The organism is Thauera sp. SWB20 (genome assembly GCF_000831325.1).
GTDB lineage: Bacteria > Pseudomonadota > Gammaproteobacteria > Burkholderiales > Rhodocyclaceae > Thauera > Thauera aminoaromatica.
In genome coordinates this window covers 417,997-436,976 of record NZ_JTDM01000020.1, presented here as the reverse complement: position 1 = coordinate 436,976, position 18,980 = coordinate 417,997, and the positions used below count along the sequence as shown (strand labels likewise).

Annotated in this window: 16 protein-coding genes and 1 tRNA gene; 8 read left to right on the top strand and 9 right to left on the bottom strand. The window is 69.0% G+C overall.

Annotated features, from left to right (window positions below; translation table 11 throughout):
• Both PO78_RS15885 and PO78_RS15880 read left to right on the top strand, forming a co-directional pair.
• Entirely contained in the window at positions 1-1,215 is a 1,215-nt protein-coding gene (locus PO78_RS15885; protein WP_043745115.1) for an ABC transporter permease, read from the top strand.
• 21 nt (positions 1,216-1,236) lie between these two features.
• Positions 1,237-2,028, top strand: coding sequence for a PEP-CTERM/exosortase system-associated acyltransferase (locus tag PO78_RS15880; protein WP_043745111.1), 792 nt, complete (start codon positions 1,237-1,239; stop codon positions 2,026-2,028).
• A 116-nt stretch (positions 2,029-2,144) separates the two neighbouring features.
• Here the strand turns inward: PO78_RS15880 and PO78_RS15875 are convergent, their stop codons facing one another.
• The 3 genes from PO78_RS15875 to PO78_RS15865 form a co-directional block, all read right to left on the bottom strand.
• Positions 2,145-4,037, bottom strand: coding sequence for a propionate--CoA ligase (locus PO78_RS15875; protein WP_043745109.1), 1,893 nt, complete (start codon positions 4,035-4,037; stop codon positions 2,145-2,147).
• Between the two features lie 137 nt (positions 4,038-4,174).
• On the bottom strand, positions 4,175-5,350 hold the full coding sequence (locus PO78_RS15870) for a GGDEF domain-containing protein (RefSeq protein WP_043745106.1): 1,176 nt from the start codon (positions 5,348-5,350) through the stop codon (positions 4,175-4,177).
• Positions 5,351-5,363: 13 nt separating this feature from the next.
• Entirely contained in the window at positions 5,364-6,359 is a 996-nt protein-coding gene (locus PO78_RS15865) for an oxidoreductase (protein WP_043745104.1), read from the bottom strand.
• Positions 6,360-6,543: 184 nt separating this feature from the next.
• On the opposite strand from PO78_RS15865, the gene PO78_RS15860 reads away from it, so the two are divergent.
• Positions 6,544-7,407 (top strand): HDOD domain-containing protein, encoded by an 864-nt coding sequence (locus tag PO78_RS15860; protein ID WP_043745101.1) that lies wholly within the window; start codon positions 6,544-6,546, stop codon positions 7,405-7,407.
• A 40-nt stretch (positions 7,408-7,447) separates the two neighbouring features.
• Here the strand turns inward: PO78_RS15860 and PO78_RS23570 are convergent, their stop codons facing one another.
• Both PO78_RS23570 and PO78_RS15855 read right to left on the bottom strand, forming a co-directional pair.
• Positions 7,448-7,576 carry a hypothetical protein gene (locus PO78_RS23570; protein ID WP_269429759.1) on the bottom strand — a complete coding sequence of 43 codons (129 nt, stop codon included), beginning with the start codon at positions 7,574-7,576 and terminating at the stop codon, positions 7,448-7,450.
• A complete protein-coding gene (locus PO78_RS15855; RefSeq protein WP_043745098.1) occupies positions 7,573-8,796 on the bottom strand; it encodes an MFS transporter in 1,224 nt (407 codons plus the stop codon). Before PO78_RS15855 ends, PO78_RS23570 begins: the two co-directional genes overlap by 4 nt.
• Positions 8,797-8,906: 110 nt before the next feature.
• Between PO78_RS15855 and PO78_RS15850 the strand changes: the two genes are divergently transcribed.
• Together PO78_RS15850 and PO78_RS15845 are read left to right on the top strand one after the other, a co-directional pair.
• Positions 8,907-9,482, top strand: a complete 576-nt coding sequence (locus PO78_RS15850) for a LemA family protein (RefSeq protein ID WP_043745095.1) — start codon at positions 8,907-8,909, stop codon at positions 9,480-9,482.
• Between the two features lie 143 nt (positions 9,483-9,625).
• Positions 9,626-10,528, top strand: coding sequence for a hypothetical protein (locus tag PO78_RS15845; RefSeq protein ID WP_043745090.1), 903 nt, complete (start codon positions 9,626-9,628; stop codon positions 10,526-10,528).
• On the opposite strand, the gene PO78_RS15840 is transcribed toward PO78_RS15845, so the two are convergent.
• Together PO78_RS15840 and PO78_RS15835 are read right to left on the bottom strand one after the other, a co-directional pair.
• Complete coding sequence (locus PO78_RS15840) at positions 10,525-11,610, bottom strand: IS630 family transposase (protein WP_043745586.1); 1,086 nt, start codon at positions 11,608-11,610, stop codon at positions 10,525-10,527. The genes PO78_RS15845 and PO78_RS15840 overlap by 4 nt on opposite strands.
• A gap of 547 nt (positions 11,611-12,157) precedes the next feature.
• Entirely contained in the window at positions 12,158-14,092 is a 1,935-nt protein-coding gene (locus PO78_RS15835) for an ATP-binding cassette domain-containing protein (protein WP_043745584.1), read from the bottom strand.
• A gap of 180 nt (positions 14,093-14,272) precedes the next feature.
• Between PO78_RS15835 and PO78_RS15830 the strand changes: the two genes are divergently transcribed.
• The 3 genes from PO78_RS15830 (at position 14,273) to PO78_RS15820 (ending at position 17,151) form a co-directional block, all read left to right on the top strand.
• Entirely contained in the window at positions 14,273-16,300 is a 2,028-nt protein-coding gene (locus tag PO78_RS15830) for a site-specific recombinase (protein WP_043745086.1), read from the top strand.
• A gap of 17 nt (positions 16,301-16,317) precedes the next feature.
• Positions 16,318-16,392, top strand: a tRNA-Arg gene (locus PO78_RS15825).
• A 99-nt stretch (positions 16,393-16,491) separates the two neighbouring features.
• Entirely contained in the window at positions 16,492-17,151 is a 660-nt protein-coding gene (locus PO78_RS15820; RefSeq protein WP_043745083.1) for an HAD family hydrolase, read from the top strand.
• An 18-nt stretch (positions 17,152-17,169) separates the two neighbouring features.
• Here the strand turns inward: PO78_RS15820 and PO78_RS15815 are convergent, their stop codons facing one another.
• A complete protein-coding gene (locus tag PO78_RS15815) occupies positions 17,170-17,967 on the bottom strand; it encodes a S1 family peptidase (protein WP_043745081.1) in 798 nt (265 codons plus the stop codon).
• Positions 17,964-18,941 (bottom strand): lytic transglycosylase domain-containing protein, encoded by a 978-nt coding sequence (locus PO78_RS15810; RefSeq protein WP_156147828.1) that lies wholly within the window; start codon positions 18,939-18,941, stop codon positions 17,964-17,966. Before PO78_RS15810 ends, PO78_RS15815 begins: the two co-directional genes overlap by 4 nt.
• Positions 18,942-18,980 lie beyond the last annotated feature (39 nt).

Here is an 18,980-nt window from a genome sequence, read left to right as displayed (position 1 = left end):
ATGCTCAACAAGCTCGCCCTGCGCAATGTCTTCCGCCAGCGTGTCCGCAGCATGATCACGCTGGCGGCGATCGTCCTCGGCGTGATCGGGCTGATCCTGTCCGGCGGCTTCGTGCAGGACATCTTCGTGCAGCTCGGCGAGGCGATCATCCAATCCGAGACCGGACATGTCCAGGTGTTTCGCCAGGGCTTTCGCGAGAAGGGCAGCCGCCAGCCGGACCGCTACCTGATCGACGATCCTGCGCCCCTGGCTGCCCGCATCGCGAACACGCCGCAGGTGCGCGACGTCTCCAGCCGCCTGAGCTTCTCGGGCCTGCTCAACAACGGCAAGCGCGACCTCGCCATCATCGGCGAGGGGATCGAACCGGAGAAGGAGGCCAGGCTGGGCAGCTTCCTGAAGATGCTCTCCGGAAGGCCGCTGAGCGATACCGACGCCTTCGGGATGATCGTCGGCCAGGGCGTGGCGCAGTCGCTCGCGCTGAAGGTCGGCGATCAGGTGACCCTGCTCGTGAATACGGCCGGTGGGGCGCTCAACACCGTGGACCTCACGGTGGTCGGCATATTCCAGAGCTTCTCGCGCGATTTCGACGCGCGCGCGCTGCGCATCCCGCTCGCCGCAGCACAGGAGCTCCTCGCCACCGCGGGCGCCAACCAGCTCGTCGTGACGCTGCACCACACGCGCGACACCGACGCCGCGCTGATCGCGATCCAGGCGAAGCTCGCCGGCAGCGGGCTCGAAGCCTTCAGCTGGAAGCAGCTGTCGGATTTCTACGAGAAGACGCTGCAGCTCTACGACCGCCAGTTCGGGGTGCTGCAGGTGATCATCCTGGTGATGGTCCTGCTCTCGGTGGCGAACACGGTGAACATGAGCGCCTTCGAGCGCATGGGCGAGTTCGGTACCTTGCAGGCCCTCGGTAACCGCCAACGTGACATATTTCGCCTGATCCTGCTGGAAAACACCTTCCTCGGCCTGATCGGTGGCACGCTCGGGGTCGTCATCGGGGTCGGGCTGGCACTCGCGATCTCCGCGATCGGGATTCCGATGCCGCCACCGCCGAGCGCCAACACCGGATACACCGCAATGATCCGCCTGGACGCGGTCAACCTGGCTTCCGCCTTCCTGATCGGCGTCCTGGCGACCGCGCTGGCCGCGATCTTCCCAGCCCGCAGGGTATCGCGGATGGAGCTCGTGGAAGCGCTGCGGCAACGCAGCTGAAATTCAAAAAGGTACGCCACCATGCAGCTCATCGACCGCCTCAACCTCGGCGAGGGGTTCAGCAAGTATTTCCGCATCGACGCAGCTCTCGACGACGGCCTCAGGGACGAGGTTTTCCGCATCCGCCACAGCGTGTATTGCGAGGATCTGCAGTTCGAGAGCACGCGTCCGGATGGTCGGGAGATCGACCACTACGACGCCCACAGTGTCCATTGCCTGCTCCGGACCGCGACGGAGCCGTTCCGGCCGGTCGGGTGCACCCGGGTCGTCCTGACGAATCCGAGGGACCCTGCCGCCCCCCTGCCCTTCGAGGTCTCCTGCGCCGCGGCCCTGGATCGGTCGATCATCGATCCGGCCAGGCTTCCACGCGAGCGCATCGCCGAGATCTCGAGGCTCGCGGTGCATCGGGATTACCGACGCCGCCGCGGCGAGGAGCACACCCCGGTGCACATCGACAACTCGGACTTCTCCGACGGGGAGCGGCCGCGCTTCCCATTCGTGCCGACAAGCTTGCTGCTGGGCGCCGTGGCCTTGGCCGAACTCAGCGGCATCGACTCGGTATTCGTGCTCACCGAGCCGCGCCTCGCGGCGCATTTCGGCAAGCTGGGCGTGGAAGTCATCCAGATCGGGCAGCCGATCGAGCACCGCGGACGGCGCATCCCCTCGGTGATGCACGTCGAGGAGATCATCCGCAACATGCGCCCCATCCTGCACCCCTTGTGGCACCTGGTGCGAGCGGAGATCGGGCGCGGATTCGACGAGACCCGACGAGGCAAGGGCCAGCAGGGCTCGCCCGCCACGCACACCGGGTAGTCCGTCCCGGCCACCCGGACATGAAACAAAAGGCCTGCGGCCACGGAGCATCGCCCGTGGCCGCAGGCCTTTTCAACGCTGCGGTCCCGGGACGGACCGCAGCGCGGCAAGCGCGTTCAGCTCTTGAGCGCCGCCTTGATCTGCTCGAGGGTGCTCGGATCGTCGATCGTGGTCAGGTCGCCGGCGTCGCGCCCTTCGGCCAGGGCCTGGATCGAACGCCGCAGCATCTTGCCCGAGCGCGTCTTGGGCAGGCCGCCGATGAAGTGCACCCGCGCCGGACGCGCGATCGCACCGAGGCTCTCGTCGACCTTCTTCATGACCTCCTTCTCGAGCGCGGCGCGCTTTTCGGGGGTGTCGACGTCGGCGGCGTTCTTGACCACCGCGAAGGCCATCGGCATCTGACCCTTGAGCTCGTCGGCCACGCCCACCACCGCCACCTCGGCGATCGCCGGGTGCGTCTGCACCGCTTCCTCGATCTCGCGGGTGCCGAGGCGGTGGCCGGCGACGTTGATCACGTCGTCCATGCGGCCGAGGATGGTGTAGTAGCCCTTGTCGTCCTTGATGCCCCAGTCGGACGAGGAGTAAACCACCGGCTCGGTGAACAGGCTGAAGTAGGTGCTGACGAAGCGGTCGTCCTGGCCCCACACGGTCGACAGGCAGCCCGGCGGCAGCGGCGGCACGATGCCGACGATGCCTTTCTCGTTGGCGCCGCACTCGGTGCCGTCCTCGCGGAAGATGCGCAGGTCGTAGCCATACACCGGAAAGGCGGGCGAGCCGAGCTTGATCGGGCTTTGTTCAACGCCGCGGCAGATCGCGAGCATCGGCCAGCCGGTCTCGGTCTGCCAGTAGTTGTCGATGACCGGGATGCCGAGCTCTTCCATGATCCACTGGTGGCTGGTCTCGTCGAGCGGCTCGCCGGCCAGGAACAGGTGCTTGAGCGAGGACAGGTCGTACTTCTTGAGAAAGGCCGGGTCCTGCTTCTTGAGCACGCGTACCGCGGTGGGCGCGGAGAACATCACCGTGACCTTGTACTTCTCGACGATCTGCCACCAGATGCCGGCGTCGGGGCGCAGCGGCGTGCCCTCGTACATGATCGTGGCCATGCCGGCGAGCAGCGGGCCGTAGATGATGTAGCTGTGGCCGACCACCCAGCCGATGTCCGAGGTCGAGAACATGGTCTCGCCCGCGCCGCCGGTGAAGATGTGCTTCATCGAGGCGGCCAGGGCCACGGTGTAGCCGCCGGTGTCGCGCTGCACGCCCTTGGGCTTGCCGGTGGTACCGGAGGTATAGAGGATGTAGCTCGGCTCCGAGGACTCCAGCCACACGACCGGCACCTGGGCGTCCATGTGCTTGGCGCGCAGCTCGGCGTAATCGACGTCGCGGCCGGCGACCTTCGCGAAGCCCTTGTCGAGGCCGCGGTCGATGATCAGCACCTTGGCGGGGGGGAATTCGGCGAGCTTGCAGGCCTCGTCCACCAGGTGCTTGTAGGGCACCGGCTTGCCGTTGCGCATGCCGGCGTCCGAGCTGACCATCAGCACCGGCCTGGCGTCGTCGATGCGGGTGGCGAGCGAGCCGGCCGCGAAGCCGCCGAACACCACCGAGTGGATCGCGCCGATGCGCGCGCAGGCCAGCATCGCGAACGCCGCCTCGGCGATCATCGGCATGTAGATCAGCACGCGGTCGCCGCGCTTGACGCCGAGCTCCTGGTAGATCGCCGCCATGCGCTCGACCTCGCGCTGCAGTTCGGCGAAGGAATACACCTTCTCCTCGTCGGTCTCGGTCGAGATGTACACCAGCGCGCGGTCGTTCGGGCGCGCGGCGGCGTGGCGATCGACGGCGTTGTAGCACAGGTTGGTCTCGCCGCCCTTGAACCACTTGACGAACGGCGGCCGGGAATAGTCGCAGATCTGCTCGGCGGGCTTGTTCCAGTGCACGAGCTGCGCCTGCTCGGCCCAGAACCCGTCGCGGTCTTCGATGGAACGGCGGTGGAACTGCTGGTAATCGCTCATTGCTTCCTCTCCCTTCTGCCTTCAATGATCGTGTTGTCGTACTCGACGTGCGACGGGCATTTGCGCGCCGGGACAGCGCATCGAAGCCCGCTTGCACGCCACTTTCGGGCGGCGCCGCAGCTGCGGCGGCCGTCCGCTCATCCGCCCCCGCCCTTGTCGTGGAACTCGCGGAGTCTTGCGAGCGGTAGTCCGGGTTGAAGCCTGGATTCTAGCAATTCGAGCAGCGGCAGCAGCGCCCCGACGAGCGCGGGCAGCTGCCCGGCCACCTCGTCGCGCGCACCCGCACGCAGCAGGCGCAGCGCGCCATCGACACTGGGGATGCGCGCGAGCTCGCGTTCGATCGCGGCCGGGTCGACCTCGCCGCCCTCGGCGACCACGCGGTTGCCACCCGCAGCACGCGCCTGATCGGCGCGCTCCTGGGCGAGCGCGAGCAGCTCGCCGATCGCCTCGCGACCATCGGCGACCGCGCTGGCGACACCGATGCTCAAGGTCACGCGGATGCGCTCGTCCCGGTAGGCCATCACCAGCTTCTCGACGCCCTCGCGCAGGCGCAGCGCGAAGGCGCAGGTGGACACGCGGTCGATGCCGGGCGACAGCAGCGCGAAGCAGGCCTGGCCGTGCTGCGACAAGGTGTCCTCGGCACGGATGCGCCCGCTCACCAGCTTGCCGAGCTTGCGCAGGATGAGCTGCACCACCTGCACGCCGTAGCGCGCGACGAGCTCGTCGAACTGGTCGATGCCGATCACCATCGCGCCGATATCGGCCTGGCGCCGGCGCGCTTCGGCCACCGCCTGGGCGCCGTGGTGCTCGAGATAGGCCTCGGTCGCCAGCCCCGACTCGGGATCGACCGGGCTCTGGCGCTCGAGCGCGGCGCGGCTGCGCTCGAGCTCGCCCTGCGCCTTGGACAGGCGCAGCAGCGACATCAGCGTGGCGAGCAGCTCGACCCCGCCCGTGCCCTTGGCGACGAAGCCGTTGGCTCCGAGCGCGAGCGCACGTTCACGCGCGGATTCGTCCTCGTCGCCGGAGATGATCACCACCGGCAGGTCGCGCACGCGCGGCAGCTTCGAGGCGCGCAGGCGCTCGAGCAGGCCGTAGCCGTCCAGGCGCGGCATGCCGATGTCGGTGAGCACGATCTCGATCGCGGGATCGACCAGCAGCGCCTCCCAGGCGGCCTCGCCGTCGGGCTCCTCGCGCGCCTCGAAGCGGCCGCGGATATGCTTGACGATCGACGCGCGCACCATGCGCGAGTCGTCCACGACGAGGATGCGCGGCAGCCTGCCGTCCTCGTCCGTCGTCGGCGCACCCTGGTCCATGGCGGCCTTCGGCTCAGGCGCCGATGCGCACGACGCTGCGGCCCTTGACGCGGCCGTGGATGAAGTCGTCGAAGGCGCCCGGCAGCGCGTCGAAGTCGATGGTGCGCGTGATCGCGGCGAGGTGGCGCGGCTTGAGGTCGGTGGCGAGGCGATCCCACACCCGCTGCCGGGTCGGGAAGCCCATGTAGCCCGAATCCACCCCGAGCAGGCTGACGCCGCGCAGGATGAACGGGAACACGGTCGTGTCGATGTTGAAGCTCGCCGCGTTGCCGATGCTGGCCACGGTGCCGGCCTGCTTCATGGTCGCCAGCACCCAGTGCAGGATCTGGCCGCCGACGTTGTCCACCGCGCCGGCCCACTTCGCAGCCTCGAGCGGGCGCACCTTGTCGAAGTCGATGGACGAACGCGGCAGGATCTCGGCCGCGCCGAGCATCTTCAGATAGTCCGCCTCGGACTCCTTTCCGGTGAGCGCGACCACGTGGTAGCCGAGCCGCGCCAGCATGTCGATCGCCAGCGCACCAACGCCGCCGGTGGCGCCGGTGACGATCACCGGCCCGTTGGCCGGCGCCAGCCCGTTGTCTTCCATGCGCACGATGCCGAGCGCGGCGGTGAAGCCGGCGGTGCCCAGCGCCATGGCCTCGAAGAGGTCCAGCCCGGCCGGCAGCGGCACCACCCAGCCCGCCGGCACGCGCGCATACTCGGCGTAGCCGCCATGGTGGGCCACGCCGATGTCGAAGCTCGTGGCGATGACCGGATCGCCCACCTTGAAGCGCGCGTCGGTGCTGTCGACCACCTCGCCGCACAGGTCGATGCCGCCCACGCAGGGGAAGCGGCGGATGATCTTGCCCGCGCCGGTCGCGGCGAGCGCGTCCTTGTAGTTGATGCTGGAGTAGCGCACGCGGATCGTCACCTCGCCCGCGTCAAGCTGATCGGCGCTCATCGTGCGCATGCCGGCGACCACCTTGCGGTTCTCGTCCTGGTCGATCACGAAGGCCTTGAAGGGATTCATCCGGGAGTCTCCTGTCGATGTGGCGGGCAGCCCCGCGGCCGCGCTGATTCATAATTATAGCCGCAACTTGGAATCTGCCCGAAGAGGGCACGCCCGCCTCAAGTTCGCGCCGCGGCGGCCGTCAATCCGGGTTGATTCCGTGCGCCGCGCCACGGCCACACCGACCGCGCCAGAGACCGCGAAGATGCCCCTGCTGCCCAAGCCCCTGCCCTCGTCCGAAGCCTACATCGCCGCCTTCACCCGCACCGGGCTGCCCGTCCTGCGCCACACCGCGCGCGCCTTCGAGGAGCTGCGCGGCGCCGAGCACCCGCCGGGCGCGCGCGAGATCGCCGCGGTGGTGCTCGCCGACCCGCTGATGACCCTGCGCCTGCTCACGCATCTCGAGTCGAACCGGCGCGCCTCGCAGAACCACGACATCACCACGATCGAGCGCGCGGTGCTGATGCTCGGGGTGGAGCCGTTCTTCAACGCATTTTCGGATCTGCCCACCGTGGAGGATACGCTCGCGGCGCACCCGAAGGCGCTCGTCGTGGTGCTCAAGCTGATCGCGCGCGCACGCCGCGCGGCCACCCTGGCGCGCGAGTTCGCGACGATGCGGCGCGATCACGAGGTGCAGGAGATCACCGTCGCCACCCTGCTGCGCGAGGCCACCGAGATCGTGTGCGCAATCCATGCGCCGACGCTGACCCTGGAGGCGATCGCGCGCCGCCAGGCCGAGCCCGCACGTTCTGCGGCCGAAGTGCAGCGCGAGGTGTTCGGTGTCAGCGCAGCAGAGCTGCAGCACGCATTGATCGACGCCTGGCGACTGCCGGGCCTGCTCGCCGGACTGCTCGACGACGCCCACGCGGACAACCCGCGCGTGCGCACCATCACGCTCGCCACCCGCTTCGCCCGCCACCAGGCGCGCGGCTGGACCAGCCCGACGCTGGCGGACGATCTGGCCGAACTCGAGGCCCTGCTGCACCAGCCGCGCGAAAGCCTGTTGCAGCGCCTGGGCGTGCCGGCCGAGCTGCGCGCCCGCCTGCTGCCGGACGCGCAGGCGGAGTAAGCGGAGAGGGCGCCGCCCCGCCCACCTGCGCCAGACCGCTTCAGCCGCAGAGCAGGATCAGGTTGCTGAAGTCGAGCAGCAGCGCCGGTTGCTGGTAGGCGGCGAAGAGCAGGGCGAGCACGATCGCCGCCAGCACGACCAGCGCCAGGCGCAGCAGCCCCTTCCTCATCGCGCCGCCAGCCGTGCGAGCGGCGCCTCGCGCACCGGCAGCGACAGCGCCGCCGCCATCACCGAGAGCGCGATCGACAGCCACCACGCCATCGCGTACGAGCCGCTGAGGTCGAAGATGCGTCCACCCAGCCAGGCGCCCAGGAAGCCGCCGATCTGGTGGCCGAGGAAGACGATGCCGTACAGCATCCCGACGTAGCGCAGGCCGAAGATGCAGCCGACCAGGCCGCTGGTGAGCGGCACCGTGCCCAGCCACAGCAGGCCCATCACCGCGGCGAAGACGTAGAGCGTGAGCTGGCTGAGCGGGAACAGCAGCAGCGCCAGGATGGCGACGATGCGCAGCGCGTAGATCCACGCCAGCAGCCACTTCTTGCTGTACAGGCCGCCCAGCCAGCCCGACAGGAAGGAGCCGAAGATGTTGAACAGCCCGATCATCGCCACCGCCGTCATGCCGATGTTCGCCGACAGGCCCATGTCGACCACGTAGGCCGGCAGGTGCAGCATGACGAAGGCGGTCTGGAAGCCGCACACGAAGAAGCTCCAGAACAGGAAGTGGAAGCTCGGTGTGCGCATCGCCTCGGCGAGCGCCTGGCGCAGCGACTGCTCGACGCCGCCGCCGCGTTCGCTGGTGCCGGTGACCGCGGCGGCGAGCGGGATGATGAAGGCGATACCCACCGCCATCCACAGCAGCGCGTCCTGCCAGCCGAAGGCGGTGATCAGCCCCTGCCCCACCGGCAGCACCGCGAACTGGCCGAAGCTGCCGCCGGCCGAGGCAATGCCGAGCGCGAGGCTGCGCTTCTCCGGCGCGGCCATGCGCCCGATCACGCCCAGCACCACGCTGAAGGTGGTGCCCGAGAGTCCCATGCCGATCAGCAGGCCGGCGCCGAGGTTGAGGCCGAGCGCGCTGTCGGCGTAGGCCATGATCACCAGGCCGAGGATGTAGAGCAGTGCGCCCCCCACCAGGGTTCGGCCGGCGCCGTGGCGGTCGGCGAAGGCGCCGGCAAAGGGCTGGAACACGCCCCACAGCAGGTTCTGCAGCGCGATCGAGAAGGAGAACAGCTCGCGCGACCAGCCGTGGTCGAGCGTCATCGGCTGCAGGAAGAGGCCGCCGGTGTGGCGCACGCCCATGGCCAGCGTGAGGATCAGCGCGCCGCAGGCCATGACGACCGCGGGGCGGCGCAGGAAGGCGGTGGCCGGAGGGGAGGAAGACGGGAGGGACAAGATGGGGATTTCCGCTGCGAGGGGGGCGATTCGTCGCCACCGTGGCATGCGCAACACGTGAGGCGAGGGCGCGAGTATAAGATGCCCGCATTCGCAACGGAGTCCCCGCAATGAGCATCGGCAGCGCAGTCTTCCTCGGCCTCGTCGTCCTCGCGCTGGTGTACGGCGTGGTGACCTATAACGGCCTGGTGCAGCTCAAGCACGGCATCGCCAAGGCCTGGGCCAACATCGACGTGCTGCTCAAGCAGCGTCACGACGAGCTGCCCAAGCTGGTCGAGGTGTGCCGGCAGTACAAGCAGTTCGAGCAGGACACGCTCGCGCGCGTGACCGAGGCGCGCACGCGCGTCGCCCAGGCGCGCGAGGCCCACGACGTCGCCGCGCTCGGCGCCGCCGAGAACCTGCTGCGCGCCGGGCTCGGGCAGATCTTCGCGGTGGCCGAGGCCTACCCCGAGCTGCGCGCCAACGAGCATTTCATGCAGTTGCAGACGCGCATCACCGCGCTCGAGAACGCGATCGCCGACCGCCGCGAGTGGTACAACGAGGCGGTCAATGTGCACAACGTGCGCATCGAGCAGTTCCCCGACCTGCTGATCGCGCGCCCGCTCGGCTACACCGAGCAGCCGCTGCTGCAGTTCAGCGTCGGGGAAAAGGCCGACGTGGACCTGAAGGCGCTGTTCAGCCACTGAGCGTTCGTGCAGCCCTCCTCGCGATCGATGGTGGCGACGGACCGGGCCAGCACTCGGCGGGCACCCGACCCTGGCGGCGATCGCTCCGCCTCGCACGCCGCCCCACCCTCCCTGCGGGTGTTTGCACCATCCGACATCCCATCATGCTCGTGCACCTTCGCCACCTTCGGGCGGACCTCGCGCTTCCGGCCATCCAGCTCGGTGCGATCGCGTTCGCGCTGCGCCTCGGCCCCGGACCGGGCAGCCTGGCCGCACTCGCCGTGCTGCTCGCCACCGGGCTCCTCGGCACCCTGCGCGCGCTACGACACGCCCGCCTGATCGCCGACACCCCCACCGCACGCATCGCCTCGGCGGCACAGGGCTACACCGAGCTGCGCGGCCGTGGTCTCCCGCTCGATGGCATCCCGCTGCTGTCACCGGTCAACGCGCTCCCGGTGCTGTGGTACCGCCTGCGGATCGAACGCCGCCAGCGCGACGGCAAGTGGCAGGCGGTGAGCACCGATACCAGCGAGGCCTCGTTCCTGCTCGACGACGGCAGCGCGCGCTGCGTAGTCGACCCGGACGGCGCCGAAATGCTGGTGCGGCGACGCGATGTGTTCGTGCGCGACGACCTGCGCTACACGCAGTGGTCGCTGATCGCGCAGGACAAGCTCTATCTGATCGGCGACTTCGCCACCCTGGGCAGCGCCGACGTGCGTACCGACACTGCGGCCGAGGTGCGCGAGCTGCTCGCCGCCTGGAAGGCCGACCGTCCCGCCCTGCTGCAGCGCTTCGACCTCGACGGCGACGGCGAGATCGACCTGCGCGAGTGGGAGCTCGCCCGCGCCCAGGCGTGCCGCGAGGTACGCCAGCGCCAGGCCGAGGCGCTCGCCGCCCCCGAGCTGCACCTGATGCGCAGCCCGAGCGACGGCCGCCTGTACCTGATCTCGGACCTCGACCCCGAGCGCATCGGCCGCCAGTACCGCTGGATCGCCGCCTTCCACGCCGCGGTCTTCCTCGGCGCCAGCGCAGCGACGGCGTGGTTCGGACAGATCGGCGTGTTCTAGTGTAGTGCTGCATTTTGTTTGGAACTTAAGCGGCTGTTGGCGCGGATGACCTTTTGCAGGATGTCGCGAGCGCTCTTGGTCCAGATGAAGGGCTTGGGTTCAGTGTTGTGGTGAGCGATGTACTGATCAATGGCGGTGATGAGCTCGGGAACGCTGGTGAAGACCCCGCGGCGAAGTCGCTCGGTGGTGATGTCACGAAAGAAGCGTTCGACCATGTTGAGCCAAGACGCCGAGGTGGGGGTGAAATGCATGACGAAGCGCGGGTGCTTGGCCAGCCACTCCTGCACGACAGGATGCTTGTGCGTGGCGTAGTTGTCGGCGATCAGGTGCAAGGTCTTGTCCTTGGGCGTTTCGCGGTCGATTTTTTTCAGGAACTTCAACCACTCGGCGTGGGTATGGCGCTGCTGACATTGGCCGATGACTTGGCCATCGAGCACGTTGAGTGCGGCGAACAGGGTCGTCGTGCCGTTGCGCTTGTAATCATGAGTCATGGTTTGCGCCCGCCCCTTCTTCAACGGCAATCCCGGTTGTGTGCGATCCAGTGCCTGAACCTGGCTCTTCTCGTCGCAGCACAGCACCAGGGCGTGTTCAGGCGGGGCCATGTACAGACCGACGATGTCTTCAAGTTTCTCGACAAACTTCGGATCGCGCGAGACCTTGAAACCCCGCACGATATGCGGCTTCAGTCCGGCCGCCTTCCAATGGCGCGAGATGGTGGTCGCGTGAACGCCCAGTTTCGCCGCCATCTTGCGGCTACTCCAGTGCGTAGCCGCTTCGGGTTTGCTCTGCGTGGTCAGCTCCACCAACTGTGCCAACTCCACCTTCTTCGGCGGCGCACCCCGTGGCAAGTCGCGCTCGATCCCGGCAAGCCGCATCTGACCATAGCGCCCACGCCACCGTGCCACTTGAATCCGACCGATGCCCAAGTGTTCCGCAATCTGCAGGTTCTGCATGCCCTCGGCAGCCAGCAGCACAATCTGGGCGCGCTGCGACAACCTGACGCTTGTGAGCCGTGAGGTTGTCAGCTTCAACAGTTCGCTTCGTTCGTCTTCCGTCAGAACAATCTCGGGCGCAACTCGCATTCGATCCTCCGCCTTGCATGCATGAGGCATCATAGCGGACATCATCCGTTAAGTCTTTTCAAGAACGCAGCACTACACTAGCGCGGGCCGCAGAAGTCGCGGCGCCCTTGCCCGGCACGGTGGACGGTTCGTCACCGTGGATCGCGACTTGCGTCGCTCCTACGCCGCGACTCCGCAAGCGCGGCGGTCTTCGCGGCGACGTTTTTCGCAGGCGCGACGCAAGTCGCGACCGCGCCGCAGCTCTGCAAGCGCGGCGGTCTTCGTGGCGACGTTTTTCGTAGGCGCGACGCAAGTCGCGACCGCGCCGCAGCTCCGCAAGCGCAGTGGTCTTCGCAGTGACGTCTTTCATAGGAGCGACGCAAGTCGCGATTACGGCGCGGCTCCGTAATCGCGGCGGTCTTCGCGGCGACGTTTTTCGCAGGCGCGACGCAAGTCGCGATCACACCGCGACTCCGCAAGCGCGGCGGTCTTCGCGGCGGCGGTTTCGTAGGCGCGACGCCAGTCGCGATTGCTGCGCGGACCATCCGCGCCGCGGCCCGCCCCGCGCTCAACCTGCCGCGCGCGACTCGAGCGCTTCCCAGCGCAGCATCGCGGTCTCGATCTCGCCGTCGAGCGCCTCGAGGCGGGCCTTGATCTGCGCGACCTCCTGCGGGGCGTTCTGGTACAGCGCCGGATCGGCCATGCGCGCGTGCAGCGCGGTCTGCTCGTCCTCGAGAGCGGCGATGCGCTCGGGCAAGGCCTCGAGTTCGCGCTTCTCGTTGAAGGAGAGCTTGGTGGGGCGACTCGCCGCCCTGGCCTCGGCGGCGCGCGCCTTGTCCGCGGGCGGGGCGCTGCGCTTCGCCGTCTCGCGCGCCGTGGCCTCGCGCGCGGCGGCCTCCTCGGCGCGCCGGGCCTGAACGCGCTGCCAGTCGCCGTAACCGCCGGCGTACTCGCTCCAATGCCCATCGCCCTCCGCGGCGATCACCTGGGTGACCACGTTGTCGAGGAAGGCGCGATCGTGGCTGACGAGGAAGAGCGTGCCGTCGTAGCCGGCGAGCAGTTCCTCGAGCAGGTCCAGCGTCTCGATGTCGAGGTCGTTGGTCGGCTCGTCGAGCACCAGCACGTTGGCCGGGCGCGCGAACAGGCGCGCCAGCAGCAGGCGGTTGCGCTCGCCGCCGGAGAGCGACTTGACCGGCGAGCGCGCACGCTGTGGCGCGAACAGGAAATCGCCGAGATAGCCGATGACGTGCTTCTTCTCGCCGCCGATCTCGACGAAATCCGAGCCCGGGCTGATGACCTCGGTGAGCGGCAGCTCGGGGTCGAGCTGGGCGCGCAGCTGGTCGAAGTAGGCCACGGTCTGCCGCGTGCCGCGGCGCACCGTGCCCGCGTCGGGCTGGACCTCGCCGAGGATGAGCTTCAGCAGCGTGGTCTTGCCGGCGCCATTGGGGCCGATGAAGCCGATGCGGTCACCGCGCAGGATGCGGGTGGAGAAGTCGCGCACCACCACCTTGTCGCCATAGCGCTTGGACACATGGGTGAGCTCGGCGACCATCTGGCCGCTCTTGTCGCCGGTGTCCACCGCCAGGCTGACGTCGCCGAGACGGTCGCGACGCGCGGCGCGCTCGCGCCGCAGGGCCTCGAGCCGGCGCACGCGGCCTTCGTTGCGGGTGCGGCGGGCCTCCACGCCCTTGCGGATCCACACCTCCTCCTGGGCGAGGAACTTGTCGAAGCGCGCGGCGGCCTTCGCCTCGGCCTCGAGCTCCTCGGCCTTGCGGCGCTGGTAGTCGGAGAAGCGCCCCGGGTAGCTCGCCAGCTTGCCGCGGTCGAGCTCGATGATGCGGGTGGCAACGTTGTCGAGGAAGACGCGGTCGTGGGTGATGACGATGACCGCACCGCGAAAGTCGCGGATCAGGCCTTCCAGCCACAGGATGCCGTCGAGGTCGAGGTGGTTGGTGGGTTCGTCGAGCAGCAGCAGGTCGGGCTCGGCCACCAGGGCGCGCGCCAGCGCCACGCGCTTGACCCCGCCACCGGAGAGGCTGGAAACCTTTGCCGCCGGGTCGAGTCCGAGACGGGCCACCACCTGCTCGACACGCTGGTTGAGCCGCCAGCCGCCGGCGGCCTCGACCGCATGCTGCAGGCCGTCGAGGCGGGCCAGCGCCGCGGGGCTGGCGTGCTCGGAGACCTCCAGCATGGCGGCGTGGTAATCGACCAGCAGGCGGGCCGCGGCGCCCAGGCCATCGGCGATGGTCTCGAAGACGTCGCGCTCGAGCTCGAAATCCGGCTCCTGCGGCACGTAGGCGGTGACCATTTCGGCCTCCCGCCACACCGTGCCATCATCGAGCGCCGCCTGGCCGGCGAGCGCCCGCAGCAGGCTGGACTTGCCCGAGCCGTTGCGCCCGATGAGCGCCACGCGCTCCCCGGCATCGAGCTGGAAACTCACGTGATCGAGCAGGTCGACGTGACCGAAGGCGAGGCAGGCGTTCTCTACGGCGAGGAGCGGCATCTTGGCGGGCACGGCACGCGGGCCGCGAGTCGGATCGGGGTGGCGATTCTAGCCCCGCACTGGCGGCTCGGGCGGAATCCCGCATAATGCAGTGCACAAAAGCGCCGCGCGGCGACCCGATCGGGACGCGAGGGCCACGCCCGGCGCGGACGCGAGGCGGATACGGAACACGGGAAACGAATGGAAAAACTGCTCGAACGCTTCGGCCAGGCCGACCAGGACCCGGTCCGGCTGTGGTCCGCGCTGGTGGACAAGCTGCGCCCCGCGCGCCCGACCGAGGCCGACCAGGCCGGCGCGAACCTGCGTGAGCTCGGCAACCTGCTCGCGCGCCGCACCGACCTGCTGGCGAACCTGCGCAAGGCGGTGCTGGAACTGTTCGCCGAGCGCAAGCAGGTCACGATGTACGTCTCCTCGGGCCTGCTGCCCTCGACGGGTTTCTTTTCCGAGACCTCGCGCCGCTTCGGCAGCCGCATGCTGCCCGAGCTGCTCGACACCACCCACCTCAAGGACCTCCTCTCCGCAGTCTTTCACCGCGTGGATGACGAGGTCTGGGTGCGCGCCATCCCGGACCAGGACTGGCAGGACTTCCTGCGCCTGCTGGTCGGTCACCAGACACCGATGTTCGAGGAGGACGCCAGCCCGCTGCCGAGCGCGGTGGGCGAGATCCTCGAGTCGCTGCGCGTGCTGTCCTTCCACGTCTCGGCGATCGGGCTCGATCGCGAGCTGGTGCGCATCGACCCCAACCTCGAGGAGCACGAGTCCCCCTTCCTCGCGCAGAACGCCGAGCTGCTCGCCTACATCGGCCACTACAAGGAATGGTGGACGACGCCTGGCGCGCTGATCGCCGACGACAAGCACCTGACCGTGATGCTGGACCAGTGCGACGAGGTGCTGCAGCGGGTGCGCAAGCGCGCGATGCGGGTGGGTACCAGCCTGACGCTGACCTTCAAGCTCGAGCGCCTGCGCCAGCACCTCGAGCGCATCCACGACCTGATCGCCCTGCTCGGCGAGCTGCGCACCCGACGCGTGGTCGAGGACGCCGCGCCGCGCATCGTTCGCCTGTTCAAGACCCTGGTGCGCGCCGAGTGCCGCAAGAACATCCTCTCCGACTACTGGAGCCAGAACGTCGAGCTGCTGTCGCTGCGCATGACCGAGAGCGCGAGCCGCACCGGCGAGCACTACATCACCAGTTCGCGCAGCGAGTATTTCGGGCTGTTCGCATCGGCCGCGCTCGGCGGGCTGATCATCGCCTTCATGGCGGCGAACAAGCTCGTGCTCGGCAGCCAGGGCATGGCGCCGCTCAACGAGCTGCTGTCCTTCTGCCTGAACTACGGCCTCGGCTTCATGCTGATCCACATGCTCGGCGGCACGGTCGCGACCAAGCAGCCGGCGATGACCGCGAACGCGATCGCCGCCTCGATCGGCGAGGCCAAAGGCAAGACGCGCGACCTGGAGGCACTCGCCGACCTGATCGTGCGCACGATCCGCAGCCAGATCGGCGCCATCCTGGGCAACATCGGGGTGGCGATCCCGGTGGCGATCGGCGTGGGCGTGCTGATCCACCTCGGCACCGGCAGCCATTTCATCCCCCCGGAGAAGGCGCACAAGCTGCTGGACGAGATCCACCCGCTGGGCGGCGCGCTGTTCTTCGCCGCGATCGCAGGCGTGTGCCTGTTCACGTCGGGGCTGATCGCCGCCTATTACGACAACCTCTCGGCCTACAACCGCATTCCGCAGCGGCTCACCCAGCTGCGCGGCCTGCGCCGCCTGCTCGGCGAGCGCCGCGTGCGCAAGCTCGCGGACTACGTCGAGCAGAACATCGGCGCCCTCGTCGGCAATTTCTTCTTCGGCTTCCTGCTCGGCGGCGCCACCGGGCTGGGCGTGCTGTTCGGCCTGCCGATCGACATCCGCCACATCGCCTTCTCGTCGGCCTATCTCGGCTACGCCGCGGCGGCGCTGGACTTCTCGATCCCGCTGACGACCGCGGCGATCGCCTTCGCCGGCGTGCTGCTGATCGGCCTGACCAACCTGGCGGTCAGCTTCTCGCTGACGCTGAGCGTGGCGATGCGCGCGCGCCGCATCACCTTCGCACAGAGCCGCTCGCTCGGCGGCCTGCTGTTGCGCCGCCTGCTGCGCACGCCGCACGCCTTCCTGTTCCCGCCGCGCGCGGACGAGCCCGCACTTGGTCCGACGCCGCCGAACGGCTAGAATGCCGTCCCCGAGTCCTCGTCATAGTTCAATGGATAGAACGGGCGCCTCCTAAGCGCCAGATCCAGGTTCGATTCCTGGTGACGGGACCACTCATTCGCGATTTCGGTGTTGTAGACGACAGTTGGGGCCGCTTGCCCGACAGGCGCTCGATTCGGGGACCGGACGCGCTTTCCGACCGCTCAAGCCCGATGCCCCGCTACTCCCAGGTGTTGTTCGACCTCGACGGCACCCTGATCGACTCCGCCCCCGCCATCCTCGCGAGCTACCGCGACGCCTTCGCCAGCACCGGTCACCAGCCGGTGATCGCGATCGACGCGGGCATCGTCGGCCCGCCGCTGCTCGAAACCCTGCGCATGCTCGCCGGGACCGCCGATGCCGTGGTGATCGACGCGCTCGCGGCCGGCTTCAAGGCGAGCTACGACAGCCGCGGCTACCGCCAGACCGCTGCCTACGCCGGGGTCGACGCGATGCTGCGCCGCATCACCGCAGCCGGCTGCACGCTGTCGATCGCGACCAACAAGCGCCTGCTGCCGACCCGGCTGATCCTGGAGCACCTGGGCTGGAGCGGGCATTTTGCCGCGGTGTATGCGCTCGATCTGTTCGAGCCGCGCCTGCCCGACAAGGCGGCGATGATCGCGCGCCTGCTGCAGGATCGCGGCATCGCCCGCACCGACGCGGTCTATGTCGGCGATCGCAGCGAAGACGGCGAATCGGCCGACGCCAACCAGCTACCCTTCATCGCAGCGACCTGGGGCTACGGCAGCCTGGAGGCGGGCGAGATGGCGCCGCACTGGCGCGCGGCGGCGAGCCCGGCAGCGCTCGCCGACGAGATCCTGGGAGAGGCCTGATCTTCTGCCGGGGGGCGGCTAGCGCTGGGATGCGATCAGGCGGTGGAGGTATTCGACCGGAATCGCGTAGCTGATGCCCGACGGGTCGGAGAGCACCTTCTCCTTGGTCGACTTCACGAACACCATGTTGAGCACGCCGATGACCTCACCCGTGGCGGGGTCGTAGAGCGGACTGCCGCTGTTGCCGGGATAAGCGGTGGCGTCGAGCTGGTACACCCGGAAGGGGTCGGTGGCGAGGCGGCGGATCAGCGCCGGGTCGAGGTCGCGCGAATTGGCCTGCGGGATGGCGATCGGCGTGATCGCCGAGACGATGCCGCGATGCGTCACCGGGGTCATGCCGAGCACGGCGCCGATGGGGAAGCCGGTGAAGGCGACCTCCTGCCCCTCGACCACCCCGGCGCTGCCCGCGAGGCGTAGCGCCGGCAGCGCAGGACCGCTCTCGAGACGCAGCAGGGCCAGGTCCTGCGCCCGTTCGCTGGCCACGACCCGCACGGGTCGCACCGCTCCGGTGAGGCCGTCGCCGGGCAGCACGACCACGAGTTGCTCCAGCTTCGCGCTGTCGACCTGCTCGGGCAGGACGTGCGCGTTGGTGGCGATCGACATGCCGTCGCCGACCGCAAAGCCGGTGCCGCGGAACACGAAGGCTGGGCTGCGCGTACGCTGATAGGTACCGACTCCGACCACCGAGGGCTTGACGCGCGCGAGCGTGGAGACGAGGTCGGCGCGCGCGTCGGGAACGAGGGCGAGCGCCAGCGGAACCGCCAGCGCGCAGGCCAGCAGGCGGCGCCGCGCCGACCTGATCGCGCCGCGACTCAAGACTCGTGTTCCTGTTCGAGGGCCAGCCGGAGCTTGCGCAGCATCGGGCTGGGCGCGACCACGCGGCTGTCGTAGGGATGCCGATCCTGGCCGACGTGGCGCAGGATGCGCTCGACATAGGCACGCGTCTCGCGATAGGGCGGCACGCCCCGGTAGCGGTCCACCGCGCCCTCGCCGGCGTTGTAGCCGGCAGCGGCGAGCGCGATGTCGCCCTCGAAATAGGCCAGCAGCCAGCGCAGGTAGGCCAGGCCGCCGCGGATGTTCTGCTCGGGGTCGTAGGGCTTGCCGACGTTGAAGCGCTCGGCGGTGGCAGGGATCAGTTGCATGACGCCCATCGCGTTCTTGGGCGAGAGCGCCTGCGGATTGAGGGCCGACTCGGTGAGCCCGATCGCGAGCGCGAATTCGGGCTGGACGCCATATTTGGGCGCAAGCTCGGCGAGCATGCGCGCGACCGCCTGGCGGGCTGCAGGCAGGCGCGCGATCAGCGCCTCGACCGGCCAGCGCTGCACGATCTGGCTCGAGGGCGTGTGCAGGCAGTCGGGCACCGCACCGGTGTATTCGCCGGTGTAGCGCAGCATGCGCTCCGCGTGTGCGTCGCCTTTCGCGGCAGCCATGGCGAAGAGCGTGCCGGCGTAGGCGTCGTTGCGCTCGACACCACGGCCGTTGGCGTACATCCAGCCGAGCGCATACATGCCCTCGCCATCACCGAGGCGGGCGGATTCGCAATACAGCAGCGCGGCATAAGGCTGGTCGCGCGGCACGCCCTCGCCGTGCTCGTAGGCCAGCGCCTCGGTGGCGAGGTAGCGTGCCTGCTCGGCGAGCGCGCGCTCGAACGCGGCTTCCCCCGCTGCTGCGGGAGCGGTCCACGCCAAGGCGAGCGCCACGGCGAGCACGCCACGCGCGCGCCCACGCGCCCGCGAGGCGAGCCTCGCGGTCCGACCGGCAAGCGATGTGCTGTTCTTGCGCGTGTTCATGCTTCCTTATCGCACAGAGCGGGCGGCCCTGACAATCCC

Excerpts from the sequence above, each read along its gene's own strand:
- PO78_RS15885 (WP_043745115.1), top strand. The coding sequence starts at position 1 with ATGCTCAACAAGCTCGCCCTGCGCAATGTCTTCCGCCAGCGTGTCCGC.
- PO78_RS15880 (WP_043745111.1), top strand. The coding sequence starts at position 1,237 with ATGCAGCTCATCGACCGCCTCAACCTCGGCGAGGGGTTCAGCAAGTAT.
- PO78_RS15875 (WP_043745109.1), bottom strand. The coding sequence starts at position 4,037 with ATGAGCGATTACCAGCAGTTCCACCGCCGTTCCATCGAAGACCGCGAC.
- PO78_RS15870 (WP_043745106.1), bottom strand. The coding sequence starts at position 5,350 with ATGGACCAGGGTGCGCCGACGACGGACGAGGACGGCAGGCTGCCGCGC.
- PO78_RS15865 (WP_043745104.1), bottom strand. The coding sequence starts at position 6,359 with ATGAATCCCTTCAAGGCCTTCGTGATCGACCAGGACGAGAACCGCAAG.
- PO78_RS15860 (WP_043745101.1), top strand. The coding sequence starts at position 6,544 with ATGCCCCTGCTGCCCAAGCCCCTGCCCTCGTCCGAAGCCTACATCGCC.
- PO78_RS23570 (WP_269429759.1), bottom strand. The coding sequence starts at position 7,576 with ATGAGGAAGGGGCTGCTGCGCCTGGCGCTGGTCGTGCTGGCGGCGATC.
- PO78_RS15850 (WP_043745095.1), top strand. The coding sequence starts at position 8,907 with ATGAGCATCGGCAGCGCAGTCTTCCTCGGCCTCGTCGTCCTCGCGCTG.
- PO78_RS15845 (WP_043745090.1), top strand. The coding sequence starts at position 9,626 with ATGCTCGTGCACCTTCGCCACCTTCGGGCGGACCTCGCGCTTCCGGCC.
- PO78_RS15840 (WP_043745586.1), bottom strand. The coding sequence starts at position 11,610 with ATGCGAGTTGCGCCCGAGATTGTTCTGACGGAAGACGAACGAAGCGAA.
- PO78_RS15835 (WP_043745584.1), bottom strand. The coding sequence starts at position 14,092 with ATGCCGCTCCTCGCCGTAGAGAACGCCTGCCTCGCCTTCGGTCACGTC.
- PO78_RS15830 (WP_043745086.1), top strand. The coding sequence starts at position 14,273 with ATGGAAAAACTGCTCGAACGCTTCGGCCAGGCCGACCAGGACCCGGTC.
- PO78_RS15820 (WP_043745083.1), top strand. The coding sequence starts at position 16,492 with ATGCCCCGCTACTCCCAGGTGTTGTTCGACCTCGACGGCACCCTGATC.
- PO78_RS15810 (WP_156147828.1), bottom strand. The coding sequence starts at position 18,941 with ATGAACACGCGCAAGAACAGCACATCGCTTGCCGGTCGGACCGCGAGG.